The sequence below is a fragment of the Streptomyces sp. ISL-11 genome (assembly GCF_018614525.1).
In the GTDB taxonomy this organism is placed as follows: domain Bacteria; phylum Actinomycetota; class Actinomycetes; order Streptomycetales; family Streptomycetaceae; genus Streptomyces.
The window spans coordinates 1-12483 of the sequence record NZ_JAGGOL010000091.1; the positions used below are offsets into that span (position 1 = coordinate 1).

Annotated in this window: 10 protein-coding genes and 2 pseudogenes; 8 read left to right on the plus strand and 4 right to left on the minus strand. The window is 74.0% G+C overall.

Going from position 1 to position 12483, the window contains the following annotated elements; translation table 11 throughout:
* Both J7E86_RS19405 and J7E86_RS19410 read right to left on the minus strand, forming a co-directional pair.
* Positions 1 to 516: pseudogene (locus J7E86_RS19405) on the minus strand (hypothetical protein); the annotation flags it as partial.
* The gene (locus tag J7E86_RS19410; protein ID WP_251019373.1) at positions 513 to 863 is read right to left on the minus strand and encodes a hypothetical protein; all 351 of its coding nucleotides are present in this window, start codon (positions 861 to 863) and stop codon (positions 513 to 515) included. The pseudogene J7E86_RS19405 and the gene J7E86_RS19410, both read right to left, overlap by 4 nt.
* 287 nt (positions 864 to 1150) lie before the next feature.
* On the opposite strand from J7E86_RS19410, the gene J7E86_RS31190 reads away from it, so the two are divergent.
* A complete protein-coding gene (locus J7E86_RS31190; RefSeq protein WP_251019374.1) occupies positions 1151 to 1870 on the plus strand; it encodes an MBL fold metallo-hydrolase in 720 nt (239 codons plus the stop codon).
* A 1132-nt stretch (positions 1871 to 3002) separates the two neighbouring features.
* Here the strand turns inward: J7E86_RS31190 and J7E86_RS32085 are convergent.
* A pseudogene (locus J7E86_RS32085) lies at positions 3003 to 3479 on the minus strand (wax ester/triacylglycerol synthase domain-containing protein); the annotation flags it as partial.
* A 229-nt stretch (positions 3480 to 3708) separates the two neighbouring features.
* Between J7E86_RS32085 and J7E86_RS19420 the strand changes: the two are divergent.
* The 3 genes from J7E86_RS19420 to J7E86_RS19430 are packed head-to-tail and all read left to right on the plus strand — an operon-like array spanning position 3709 to position 7447.
* Positions 3709 to 4257, plus strand: coding sequence for a (2Fe-2S)-binding protein (locus J7E86_RS19420; RefSeq protein ID WP_215082972.1), 549 nt, complete (start codon positions 3709 to 3711; stop codon positions 4255 to 4257).
* 2 nt (positions 4258 to 4259) lie between these two features.
* The gene (locus J7E86_RS19425) at positions 4260 to 5252 is read left to right on the plus strand and encodes a xanthine dehydrogenase family protein subunit M (RefSeq protein ID WP_215082973.1); all 993 of its coding nucleotides are present in this window, start codon (positions 4260 to 4262) and stop codon (positions 5250 to 5252) included.
* Positions 5249 to 7447, plus strand: a complete 2199-nt coding sequence (locus J7E86_RS19430; protein WP_215082974.1) for a xanthine dehydrogenase family protein molybdopterin-binding subunit — start codon at positions 5249 to 5251, stop codon at positions 7445 to 7447. The genes J7E86_RS19425 and J7E86_RS19430 overlap by 4 nt, the downstream gene beginning before the upstream one ends.
* A gap of 50 nt (positions 7448 to 7497) precedes the next feature.
* On the opposite strand, the gene J7E86_RS19435 is transcribed toward J7E86_RS19430, so the two are convergent.
* Entirely contained in the window at positions 7498 to 7896 is a 399-nt protein-coding gene (locus J7E86_RS19435; RefSeq protein WP_215082975.1) for a cupin domain-containing protein, read from the minus strand.
* 99 nt (positions 7897 to 7995) lie between these two features.
* Here J7E86_RS19435 and J7E86_RS19440 point away from each other — a divergent pair, with 99 nt between their 5' ends.
* The 4 genes from J7E86_RS19440 to J7E86_RS19455 form a co-directional block, all read left to right on the plus strand.
* The gene (locus J7E86_RS19440; protein WP_215082976.1) at positions 7996 to 8910 is read left to right on the plus strand and encodes an AraC family transcriptional regulator; all 915 of its coding nucleotides are present in this window, start codon (positions 7996 to 7998) and stop codon (positions 8908 to 8910) included.
* Positions 8911 to 9082: 172 nt separating this feature from the next.
* Positions 9083 to 9475, plus strand: a complete 393-nt coding sequence (locus tag J7E86_RS19445) for a DUF6233 domain-containing protein (RefSeq protein WP_215082977.1) — start codon at positions 9083 to 9085, stop codon at positions 9473 to 9475.
* Positions 9476 to 9876: 401 nt separating this feature from the next.
* On the plus strand, positions 9877 to 11148 hold the full coding sequence (locus tag J7E86_RS19450; protein WP_215082978.1) for a phenylacetate--CoA ligase family protein: 1272 nt from the start codon (positions 9877 to 9879) through the stop codon (positions 11146 to 11148).
* Positions 11145 to 12483, plus strand: a 1339-nt coding sequence (locus J7E86_RS19455; RefSeq protein ID WP_215082979.1) for an MFS transporter, incomplete at its 3' end; no start/stop codon positions are given. The genes J7E86_RS19450 and J7E86_RS19455, both read left to right, overlap by 4 nt.

A 12483-nucleotide genomic window follows, 5' to 3' on the forward strand; every position in this document is an offset into this window, starting at 1 on the left:
GTCCACCGCCGCGCCGGGCCAGGCCCGTTCGAGCATCGCGCGGCGGCGGCGCACCTCGCGCCGCACGGCGGCGACCGGCACCGGCCGGACCGGGCCGAGCCAGTGCCGGGCCTCCCGCAGGAACCGCTCCGGAGGGCGCTTGCCCGCTTCGAGCGGGCACAGGACGAAGTAGGCCGCGTCGAAGAGGGCGCTGAGGTGGCACAGTTCCAGCTCGCCCTGGCTCAGCCGGCCGTGTTCGACGAGGAAGCCCCCGGCACGGTAGCCCGGGCCGCCCCGGGAGACGGCCTCCTCCCAGGTCTCCGGTGACAGCCGGCCGCCCGCGGTCAGCCGCCTGCCCACGTCCGGCGCGGCCGGGCTCTCCGCGTGCACCACGGCGCCGTCGGCGAGATAGAGCGCGCCGACCGGTCCGTGCAGCGCCCCCGTGGCGCGTTCGTCGGCCAGCCGGACCAGGGCGGTGTCCTCGGCGGACGACGGCTGCTGAATCGATTCCTCCGGATCCGGGGCGCCCCACGTCACGACAGGACCAGCTCGGCGGTCAGGTCTCTGAGTCGGAAGCGCGCCACCGCCAGATTGGCCTCCGCCCGGTCGAGCCAGACGTAGAGGAAGACACTGCTGTCGAACGCCGTCTCCACGAACCGGATCAGGTGGTAGCTGCCGCGCGCGCTGACGATCAGGTCCTCGACCGGTCCCGCGTCGTCCGTGGCCCGGGTGAACGCGCTGCTCTCGAAGACGAGCCGGGCCAGTTCGGCGGCCTCCGCCGACGCCGTCTCATGGTCGCGGTTCGGCCCGTCGCCCGCCGCGCCCAGCGTCAGACCGCTGGTCCAGTCCACCAGGCTGGCGCCCCGGACCCCCGGGATCGCCATGGCCTCCGATAAGCACGCGTCGATACCGGACACTCAAACCTCTCACTCGCACAGCCAGCCACTCGCACGGACGCCGGCCGCCGCTACCAACGGCGGACCGACTGCGACGGAAGGTAATCGAAAACGGAACCCGGTGAGACCGTTTTGGCAAATTCGCTCGGCATAGGAAGCGGGTCCGTCAGGATGCCCGCCGCCGTGCGCCGTTCGAGGGAACGGCGCCGCCGCGTGCGAAGCCACGACGGCGGCTCCGCCGCAGACTGGGCGCCACGGAAGAGAGGCGGTGCCCGATGGAGACGACGGTCACGGAGATCGCGCCGGACATCTATCGGCTGTCCACGTACATCAGCGACGCGGACTTCATGTTCAACCAGTTCCTCGTCGAGGCCGAGGAGCCGCTGCTGTTCCACTGCGGCCTGCGGGCGCTGTTCCCGCTGGTGTCGGAAGCGGTGGCCCGGGTGACGCCGGTGGCGAATCTCCGCTGGATCACGTTCGGCCATGTCGAGGCCGACGAGTGCGGCTCCCTGAACTCCTGGCTGGACGCCGCGCCGCGGGCCGCGGTCGCGCACGGCGCGATGGGCTGCCTGGTGTCGGTGAACGACATGGCCGACCGCCTGCCGCGCCCGCTCGACGACGGCGAGGTGCTCGACCTCGGCGGCAAGCGGGTCCGCCGCCTGGAGACCCCGCACGTGCCGCATGGCTGGGACGCCGGGCTGATGTACGAGGAGACGACGGGCACGCTCCTGTGCGGCGACCTCTTCACGGCGATCGGCGACGCCCCGCCCCTGACCGAGTCCGAGATCGTCGGCCCGGCACTCGCCGCCGAGGACGTCTTCCACGCGTCGTGCCTGACCGCCCACACCGCCCCCACGATGCGCCGGCTCGCTGACCTGGACCCGACCACGCTCGGCCTGATGCACGGCCCGTCCTACGCGGGCGACTGCGGCCAGGCCCTGCGGGACCTGGCGGCGGCGTACGAATCGCGGTTCGCGGAATCGCTGGGGCGGTGAGGGGGCACGCCGGTGCCGGGGCGCGTGCGCTGCGGGCAGTGTCGTGCGCATCACCGCTGCGCGGTGGTGTCCTCAATCTCCCCCAGCTACCGCTGGGAGGTGCCCCCAGACGGGCTTGATTTCGGCTGAGCTCAGCCGAAATCAAGCCCGTCCGGCGCTTGAGGACGCGCCCGCAGGGCGCCCGCCGCCGCAGGTGGCAAGGACGGCCCGCGGCCGAAGAGCCGCGCCCGCCGCCGCAGGTGGCAAGGACGGCCCGCTCCGCCGCAGGCGGCCAGGCGGCAAGGACGGCCCGCGGCCGAAGTCCCGCCGGACACGGCCTACTCCGGCAGCCCGGACCCCGGGGCCGAGCCCCGTACACCCTCTCCCACCGAAGGTGCACCGTGCTCAGGCCCGGCACCGCCCGGTCCGCCATGAAGCACGCCGCCGACATGCCCCCGTACGTCAGCATCAGCACGCCCAGCGGACTGCCCTCCGGCAGGCAGCCCACCGGCTCCACCGCGATGACGGGGTCCGCCGCCCAGCGGAGTTCGTGCCGGGCCACCAGGCCCGAGACGCCCACGACGGCGTGGGACGGGCCGGCCAGTCTCCGGGTGAGCCCGCGCAGCGCCCAAGCGGGCAGGCGTGGCCCGGCGACGGTGCGGCGCAGCGCCTCGCGGTGCCGGTGCGACTTCAGCGGGGCCGTGGCGCGGACGGCGCCCACCAGCTGGTCGGCCAGCGGGGCGTCGCCGCCAGGGAGCGTCAGCCGAACCATCGCCGTCCGGTTGCCCGGGGCGCCCGCCTCGCCCGGACGGCGGACGTTGGCCGGCATGACCAGGTCCAGGCCCGGCGAACCGTGCGCCGGAGGCCAGTACGCGGCCGCCCAGTCCTGCAACGCGTGGGCGAGCGTGGCGAGATACGCGTCGTTCGAGGAGCCGCCGACCGGTGCCGCGACCTGGCGCAGGCACCGCGTCGGGACCCGCGCCCAGCGGAAGGTCCGGCGGGCGGAGAGCGGGTGCCGTGCGGAGGTCCACACGCCCGTGCGGCGCGCCGGGCGCGCCGTCGTGGCCAGCGCCCGGACCCGGTCGCGCACGGTCGGCGGCGGGGCGCCGAGCAGACCGGGGAAGACCGCGGACGACTGCTCCTCCGGCACCCCGTGCGGGGTAAACAGGGTCTCCAGGGTGTGCAGCATGCCCGCGCCGTCCTGGACCGCGTGGTGCACGAGGTACAGCACGGCGTACGTGCCGGGTGCGTGCCCGTGGAGCAGCCAGAGACGCCAGTGCGGTGCCCCCTCGGGCAGGGGGTCCCGCAGGAGCCGCTGCACGGCGCGCTCCAGGTTCTGGTGCCCGGGCGGCAGCGGGTGGTCCACCACGTGCGTGGCCGGTTCGAGCCGGGAGGCCGCGGCCCACTCGGTGCCGGCGTCACCGAGATAGTGGGTCAGGGCCGGCAGGGCGGGCAGCCGTTCGAGGACGTGGTCGCGCAGCCGTTCTCGGCGCGGGGCGGCCCCGGCGAAGTGCAGCAGGGCCCCGATGCGCAATCGGGCGTCGGGGTGGCGTACGGGGAAGGCGCGCATCGCCCGGTCCGTCAGGGACGGGGCGGCGGGGCTGAACGGTGTGCCGGGCGTGAAGGTCATCGATGGACGTCACCTGGTTTCGTAAGAACGTTCGGAGGGCATGGCCCCCGCCCCGGCCCGAGTCGAGGGGTACGGCCGGAAGGTAGCCCTCCGAACCCGTCGGATCACAGATCGTTTCCGGTCGGTACGGACTCGCGCCAAGCCCTGGCCGCACCGCGCCGGCCGTGACAGCCTGGGCGCCCGGAGGCGTACAACAGCCCCTTGCCGAAACCCCACTTGGGAAGGATCCATGGACGCACTCACCGGACCGGCACACACCCCCGACGCCCAGGACCCCGCCCGTACCGGCGCGACCGGCGACCGGACGGACGGCGCGGCCCTGCCGCTGCGATTACGGGTCAACGGACAGTGCCACGAACTCCTGGTCGACCCACGCACCACCCTCCTCGGCCTGCTCCGCGAACACCTCGGCCTCACCGGCACCAAGGTCGGCTGCAACCACGGTGCCTGCGGCGCCTGCACCGTCCACCTCGACGGACGCCGCGTGCTCTCCTGCCTGACCCTCGCGGTCACCACGCAGGACCGCGACGTCGTCACCATCGAGGGCCTCGCGACCGACGGCGCGCTCCATCCCGTACAACGCGCCTTCATCGACCACGACGCCCTCCAGTGCGGCTACTGCACCCCCGGACAGATCATGTCCGCCGCCGCGTGCCTGCGCGAGGGCCACGCCCGCTCGGAGGCGGAGATCCGCGAGTACATGAGCGGCAACCTCTGCCGCTGCGCGGCCTACCCCACCATCGTCGCCGCGATCGCCGCGGCCGCCGGGGAGAGCTAGCCGTGCGCCCCTTCGTCTACAGCCGCGTCCGCTCGCTCGACGAGGCCGTACGGGCCGCCGGCGAGCCCGGCGCGGTCGTCCTCGCCGGCGGCACCACCCTCGTCGACCTGATGCGGCTGGAGGTCATGCGGCCCCGGCACCTGGTCGACATCGGCGGCCTCGGCGAACTCCGCGCCTTCGACACCGGCGGCCCCGTCCTGCGCTTCGGCGCGCTCGCGAACATGGCCGACGTCGCCGAGGACCCGGTCCTCGCCCGCGACCACCCCGCCCTCACCGAGAGCCTGCGCCAGGCCGCCTCCCAGCAACTGCGCAACGTCGCCACCCTCGGCGGCAACATCCTCCAGCGCACCCGCTGCGCCTACTTCCGCGACGGCGTCTCACCCTGCAACAAGCGCTCCCCGGGCACCGGTTGCGCGGCGCTGACCGGCGTCAACCGCGAACACGCCGTGCTCGGCGCGACGGACGCCTGTATCGCGGTCTACCCGGGGGACTGGGGCGTCGCCCTCGCCGCCTTCGACACCGAGGTCGAGCTGGTCTCCGCGCACGGCCGCCGCACCCTGCCCTTCGAGCACCTGCACCGCGCCCACGGCGACCGCCCCGACCTGGAGACCGTCCTGCGCCCCGGCGAGATCGTCACCGCCATCACCGTGCGCGCCACCCCCGCCGGCCGCCGCTCCGTCTACCTCAAGGTGCGCGACCGCGCGAGCTACGCCTTCGCCGTCGCCTCGGCCGCCGTCGCCCTGGAGATGGCCGGCGCGACGGTCGTCGGCGCCCGCGTCGCGGTCGGCGGCGTCGCCACCCGCCCCTGGCGCAGCCGCGAGGCCGAGGCGGAGCTCACCGGCCGGCCGCTGACGGAGGAGACCGCCCGCAGCGCCGGGCGGGCGGCCTTCGCGCACGCCCGCGCCCTCAGCGGCAACACCGCCAAACTCCGCCTGGGCCCGCGCACCGTCGCCGAGGCCGTCATGCTCGCGAGCCGGAAGGGGCAGGACCTGTGACGGACACCGTGGGAGCGCCGGTCGTCCGCGCGGACGCCCTCGCCAAGGTCACCGGCGCCGCGCGCTACGCCGCGGACGCGACCGAACCGGACGCCGCGTACGCCGCCCTGGTGACCTCCGCCGTCGCCCGCGGCCGCCTCACCCGCCTCGACACCGGCGCCGCCGAGGCCGTACCCGGCGTCCGGCTCGTCCTCACCCACCGCAGCCCCGAGGCCGCCCTCCTGGCGGGCGGCTTCCTGACCTCCGGGGAGCCGTTCCAGTCGAGCGTCAACCCCCTGGGCTCCGACGGCATCCACTACGCCGGCCAGATCATCGCCCTCGTCGTCGCCGACTCGGCCGAGGCCGCGGAGGAGGCCGCCCACCGGGTGGAGGCCGACTACGACACGCTGCCCGCCCGGGCCACACTGGACGAGGCGATGGACGGCGCCCGGGCCCAGGAGCGCCTCGCGATCGACGTCGGCGACACGGCGGCGGCCCTGCGCGCCGCGCCGGTCGTCGTCGACGCCGAGTACACGACCCCGGCGATGCACCACAACCCCATCGAGCTCTACGCCACCACGGCCGTCTGGCGGGACGACGGCCTGACGGTGCACGTCCCCAGCCAGTGGGTCCGCGGCACCCGCGCCGCCCTGGCCGCGCTGTTCGCCCTGCCCGTCGAGCGCGTGCGGATCCTCAGCCCCTACGTCGGCGGCGGCTTCGGCGCCAAGGCGACGGTGCTGTGGCACACGGCCCTGGTCGTCGTCGCCGCCCGGCTCCTGGGCAGACCGGTGAAGCTGCTCGTACCGAGGGAGCGGATGTTCACCGTCGGCTCCTTCCGCCCGCAGACCCGGCACCGGGTGCGGCTCGGCGCCGACCGCGACGGGCGGCTGCTCGGCTACGAGCACCACGCGTGGGGACAGAACTCCCGTGCCGACACCCTCGCCCTCCCCGGCGCCGAGCTCACCTCACGTTTCTACGCCCACCCTTGCATCAGCGCCCGCGACCACGTGGTGCCCACGGACGTGAACACGCCCGGGTTCATGCGCGCCCCGGCCGAGTTCCCCGCCGTGTTCGCGCTGGAGAGCGCGATGGACGAGCTCGCCGAGGCCCTGGGCGTCGACCCGCTCGCACTGCGCCTGCGCAACGAGCCCGGGCGCGACCCCGTCACCGGTCTGCCGTTCAGCAGCCGCTCCATGGTCGCGTGCTACCGGCGCGGCGCCGAGCTGTTCGGCTGGTCCGGGCGCGACCCCCGGCCCGGCTCGATGCGCGACGGCGAGGGCCGGCTGGTCGGCTGGGGCTGCGCCGCCTCCGGCTACCCCGTCCTGCGGGCGCCGTCCCGGGCCCGGGTCCGGCTCACCGCCGACGGCCGCGCGACGGTCCTGGCCGCCGCGCACGACCTCGGTACGGGCGCGTACACGGTGCTGGCGCAGATCGCCGCGCGCGAACTGGGCCTGTCCGCCGAGGAGGTGACGGTCCGGCTCGGCGACAGCGATCTGCCCACCGGGCCGATGGCGGGCGGTTCGATGACCACGGCGTCCGCCGGCTCCGCCGTGAAGGTGGCGGCCCGGGCGGCGGGGGACCGGCTGAAGGCCATGGCAGAGGCCCGAGGCCGCACGGTCGCGTGGACGTGGGCCCACCTGCCCGGCGGGTCCCTGGAGGCCGACGGGCAGTGGGCACCGCCCGAGCTCGACGCCGCCGCGGCCCGCCAGGGGCTCGGCGCCGACTTCGGCGGCTTCGTCGCGGCGGGGGCGGTCGGCGACACGCATGTGATGTTCAGCCACGGAGCCCAGTTCGTGGAGGTCCTGGTCGACCCCGGCACCCGCCGGATCCGGCTGGGCCGGATGGTCGGCGTCTTCGCGTGCGGGCGGATCATCAACCCGCGCACCGCGTACGGGCAGTTGGCGGGCGGCATGATCTGGGGTGCCGGCCACGCCCTGCTGGAGGAGACGTCCGTCGACCGCGCCCTGGCCCGTTTCACCAACACCGACCTCGGCGGCTACCACATCGCCTGCAACGCCGACATCGGCGAGGTGACCGTGGAGACGGTCGACGAGCACGACGAGGTCGTCAACCCCCTGGGAGCCAAGGGCGTGGGGGAGCTCGGCATCGTCGGCACCGCCGCGGCCGTGGCCAACGCCGTGCACCACGCGACGGGCATCCGCGTACGCAAGACCCCCATCCTGATGGACGACATCCTGCCGCCCGGCCCTTGGTGAACGGGATCGCGGGTCCGCCCGTGCGGAGGCGGGCCCGCCACGGCTCCCGGTCAGCGTGCCGACCGGGCGTCCGTCACTCCTCTGGTCAGCGGGCCGCCCGCCGAACCGGTGTTGACGACCCCCGCCGGTTCCAGCAGCAGGACGGCGGTCTCCTCCTCGGCCACCGGGCAGTGCTCCACGCCCCGGGGCACCACGAACACCTCGCCCGGTGCGAGGGTGACGTCTCCGTCGCGGAGCCGTATGGTCAGCCGGCCGCTGATGACCAGGAACAGTTCGTCGGTGTCGTCGTGGCTGTGCCAGACGAACTCCCCGAGCAGCTTGGCTATCTTGACCTCGTAGTCGTTGAGGTCGGCGATCTTCCGCTGCGCCCAGTGGTCGTGGAAGCCGGCGAGGCGCTCGGCGAGGTTCACGGACCGGGCGGGCTGTGGGGGCTGAGCCGGGGTGGGCAAGGGGTTCCTCCTGGAGGCCGGGTCGGGCGGATGCGTACGCGGCCGCCGATGCCGGGAGTCTCCCGGGACCGGTCACGTCCGGTCTTGTACGTTCCTGGCATGAACGGACAGCGTCCTCGTGCGGAGATCTCCGCCTGGCGGCCCGATGTCCCCGGCATCGCCGAGGTCTTCCACGCGCGGTTCGTCGACCACGCCTATCCTGCCCACACCCATGACACCTGGGCCCTGATGATCATTGATGACGGGTCGGTGGAGTTCGCCCTCGACCGCCACCGCCACGGGGCGACCGGTGGAGGAGTCGCGCTGTTGCCGCCCGGGGTATCCCACGACGGCAGAACCGTCACCGACAGCGGCTTCCGTAAGCGTGTCCTCTACCTCGACACCACCGTGCTCCCCGAGCGGCTCGCCGGTCCCGCGGTCGGCGTTCCCGTCCTCCACGACCGCCTGCTCCGCCATCGGGTCCATCAGCTGCATACCGCTCTCGCCCACCCGGCGGACACCTTCGAAGCCGAATCCCGGCTCTCCTTCCTCCGCGAACGGCTGCACGCCCACCTCGCAAGCCCCCGTCCGGGCACGCCGGGGCGCGAGGCCGGGCCCCTGGCCGCGGCGCTGCGGGAACTCCTGGACGCACGGATACAGGAGGGCATCACCCTCCAGGAGGCGACCGCGATCCTGTGCGCCCATCCCACCCACCTCATCCGCTGCTTCAAGCAGACGTACGGACTCCCGCCGCACACCTATCTGACGGGCAGACGCGTCGACCGGGCACGCGGCCTCCTGCTCGCCGGCCATCGCCCCGCCGAGATCGCCACCACCGTCGGCTTCCACGACCAGGCCCACTTGCACCGGCACTTCACCCGGCACGTGGGCACCACCCCCGCTCGTTACGCGGCCCTGGCCACCGGTCGCCTCCGGGCCGCGGACGGCCGCCGGAGGTCGCCGGGGGCAGATCACCCGTTCGGGGGAACCCGCCGTCGCCCTGGAACCGGGCGCGGCGAATCCGGCGTCCGGTGAACTCCTCTTTCCCCGGGGGAGATCGGACGCATCCGAGGGGGTACGTGACCTCTCGTACCCCGCCGCGCTCCCGGCCCTCGTGAAGGGGTGCCGACCAGGGGCATATGCCGGGTCCGCGCAAGCCGCGCGACCTCGCCCCGCGGGCCACGCGCCACTGCTACCGTCGCGCGGCATGGAGCAGCTCTTCAGCCACGACGAACTCGCCCTCATCACGGCGGCCGCAGAGGAGGCGGGGATGCCTCCGCGGGAGTGGGTCCGCGGTGTCGTCCTCCAATACCTCACCGAGGATCCCGAGGATCTCTACGAGGACGCGCGGGCCACCGTCGACCCCCGGGCGTCCGGTGGCGCGCCCTACCGGCCGGACCTGGAGCACGCCCTCTGGCCGATGACCTCGCACCGCCGGTCGGGCCGCACCATGCTCGAAGTGCATCACGCGGGGTGCTGGGTACCGAAGGGGGGCGAGGAGACCATGACCACCGCCCAGGCCCGCGAGCAGCTCCTGGCGGGCAACGCGCGGCCGTGCGACGCCTGCCTGCCCGAACGGTTCCTCACACCGTCCGTCTGAGCTCCGCCCGCGGCGGAAGCGGCTGTACGACATCTCCTGCCGGCCCTGAGGGCGCGGGCTCCGCCCGGCCCGGAGTCCGCCCCGCCACATCCGGCCATTCCCCCGGCCGGGGCGCGATCCGGTTTCCGCCGCCCGGGAAGGCTCTCGATCCCGCGGGCTGGCCGAACGCCTCGTGGACGCCCCGAGGCGTTCCCCCTGTTTCCGGCCAATAGCCTATCTCGGGACTCTGTCAATTTTGCGGTACGTTCGACCTTGTTCCATGATTGTGAGTGTGCGTCAGCTGCGACGCCGAGGCGAAATGGGTCCGTACTCCAGGGCTCGTTGAGCCTTCAACAGGAAACGGCGAGTGTTGCCCCTCACCGTCCTGATACCCCTTCACTCTCGTGTACAGACAAGGTCTCATGCCCGTCCAACAGCTATCGGACCTCATACGTTTCGCCCGCCGGCACTCGCCGTTCTACGCGAATCTCTACGCTTCCCTGACGCCGGACGCGGACCGCCTCGCGGACCTTCCCGTCGTCGACCAGGGTGAGTTCTGGGCCGCCAATACCCTGCACGACAATCAGGTGCTGACCGCGCCCCTCACCGAAGCGTCGGTATTCAAGACCGGCGGCACCACCGGGGCACCGAAATTCTCCCCTTATACCCGCGAGGAATGGCGCGAGTTCGTCACCGCGTTCGGCGAGGGGCTGGTCGACGCGGGCCTGCGCCCCGGCCACCGCGTGGCGGACCTGTTCTACGCCGGAGAGCTGTACGCCAGCTTCCTCTTCATCCTCGACTCCTTCTCCCACGCCCCCGTCGAGAGCGTCCGGCTGCCCATCGGCGGCGGCGCCCCGCTGGAGTCGACGGTCCCCACCCTCGAGGACTTCGCCGCCCAGGTCGTCGCCGGGACCCCGACCACCCTGTGCCGCCTCGCCGAGCACCTGATCGCCCAGGACCGGCAGCTGCCCGACGTGGAGCTGCTGTTCTTCGGCGGCGAGGCGCTCTTCTCCGACCAGCGCCGGCTCCTGGCCGCCGCCTTCCCCAACGCCGAGCCGCGCTCCCTCGGCTACGCCAGCGTCGACGCCGGCCTGCTCGGCCGCCCCGTGCCCGGCCCCGACCCCCGCGTGCACCGCGCGTTCACCCCGCACTCCGTCGTCGAGATCCTCGACGAGACCACCGGTGAGCCCATCCTGGAGGCCGGCCGGCCCGGCCGCGTCGTGGTCACCAGCCTCTTCCGCAAGCTCATGCCGGTCATCCGCTACCCCGCGGGCGACCGCGCCGAGTGGACGGACACCGAGGCGGGCCACTTCCGCATCCTCGGCCGCGCCGAGGAAGGCGTGCGTGTCGGCCCCGTATCGCTGTACTCGCAGGACGCCCAGGCCGCCGTCGAGGAGGCGGACGCCGACGGCCGCGTCATGGGCATGCAGCTCGTGGTGCGCCGCTGGGACGGCAGGGACGGGCTGGTGCTGCGCCTGGCCACCGCGCCCGGCGACGACGACCCGGCCGGCCTCGAACTCCTCGCCAAGGAGATCGTCACGGGCCTGTACACGGCCCGGCCCCTCTACCCCGACAGCATGGCCGCCGGCTTCGTCCACCCGCTGGAGGTGGAGTGGGTGCGCCACCGCGACCTCGTCGTCAACTCCCGCTCCGGCAAGCTCGTCCGCGTGATCGACGAGAGGCCGACCGCATGACCACCGCGACCACGAGCCGCGGCCTGCCGCTGGTTCTGCGCAACCGCGCCTTCGGGACCGTATGGCTGAGCCAGGTACTGACCCAGGCCGCCGTGCGGATGTTCCAGGTCGGCGTCTCCTGGTGGCTCGTCGCCTACGCCGTCAGCGGCGGCAACGGCCTCGCCTCCGGCCTGTTCATGGCGGTCAGCACCCTGCCCGCCGTGGCCCTCGCGCCCCTCGTCGCCCGCGCCATCGCCCGCTTCGCCCACCGCTCGCTGCTGCGCGGCGCGGCCGGCGGCGCCGCCGTCGTCGCGAGCGCGCTGGCCGTGTGGGCCTACGCGAGCGACCTGCCGCTCGCCACCGCCTACGCCGCCACCCTCGCCCTGGCCGCCTGCCAGGCGTTCTTCGACCCCTGCCTGACCACCTCCGTGCCGGAACTCGTCGACGACGAGGACATCGAGGCCGCCACCGGCTTCGAGCTGTCCACGCAGTCGCTCGCGAGCCTCGGCGGAGCGCTGCTCGGTGCGCTGATCGTCGACCGCGCCGGAATCGCCGGCCTCGCGGTCGGCTGCGCGGCCGCCTATGTGACGGCCGCGGCGCTCCTGGCGACCGTACGCTTCCGCGACCCGGCGTCCGGCACCGGTGACGACGCGGGGACGGAGCCGGAGCGGCGGACACTGCGTCAGGTCCTCGCCGGCCTGCCGTTCGTCCGTAAGATCCTGATCAGCTTCACGGCCGCCAACCTCTTCACGACCGCCGTCTTCGTCGTCATCCCGCTGTACACCAAGTCGGTGCTCCACGCCGGCGGCGGTACCGTCGCCCTCCTGGAGGCGTCGCTCGGCGCGGGCACCCTGATCGGTTCCTTCAGCGGCGCCCGTGTGCCCGGCCGGCCCACCGTCGTCGGCTCCCTCTGCCTCGCCACGATGGCGCTCGCGCTGGGCGTTCCCGGGATCGTGGCCCAGCGGCCGGTCTTCGCGGGCTGCCTGGTCGTCGCCGGCTGGTGCGTCGGTGTGATCGGCGTCCGCTTCGTGGCCCTGTTCCAGCGGCTCGTGCCCGCCACCGACAAGCCGGCGTTCTTCGCCGTCATGCAGGCCGTCCTCGGCGCGACGTTCCCCGTCGCCTCGCTCCTCTTCGGCCTGCTGGGCGACCACCTGCCCGTACGGACCCTGTGCCTGATCCAGGCGGCCGGCCTGGTGCCGGCGGCCTGCGCGCTGGCCCTGCTGCGCGGTGACACGCGTGAGGGCGCGTCCGCGCCGGGTGCCGGGCCGGTGTCCGACGCCGCTCTCGTGGCCGGCGCAGAGGGCGCGGCCGCGGCCCCGGCCGGGCCCGGTTCCTTGCCCGCGTCCGGTGCCGCCC

What these genes read in the sequence shown, in the direction of transcription:
- J7E86_RS19440 (WP_215082976.1), top strand. Translation starts at nt 7,996, where the DNA reads ATGAACGGACAGCGTCCTCGTGCGGAGATCTCCGCCTGGCGGCCCGAT.
- J7E86_RS19410 (WP_251019373.1), bottom strand. Translation starts at nt 863, where the DNA reads ATGGCGATCCCGGGGGTCCGGGGCGCCAGCCTGGTGGACTGGACCAGC.
- J7E86_RS31190 (WP_251019374.1), top strand. Translation starts at nt 1,151, where the DNA reads ATGGAGACGACGGTCACGGAGATCGCGCCGGACATCTATCGGCTGTCC.
- J7E86_RS19450 (WP_215082978.1), top strand. Translation starts at nt 9,877, where the DNA reads ATGCCCGTCCAACAGCTATCGGACCTCATACGTTTCGCCCGCCGGCAC.
- J7E86_RS19445 (WP_215082977.1), top strand. Translation starts at nt 9,083, where the DNA reads ATGGAGCAGCTCTTCAGCCACGACGAACTCGCCCTCATCACGGCGGCC.
- J7E86_RS19420 (WP_215082972.1), top strand. Translation starts at nt 3,709, where the DNA reads ATGGACGCACTCACCGGACCGGCACACACCCCCGACGCCCAGGACCCC.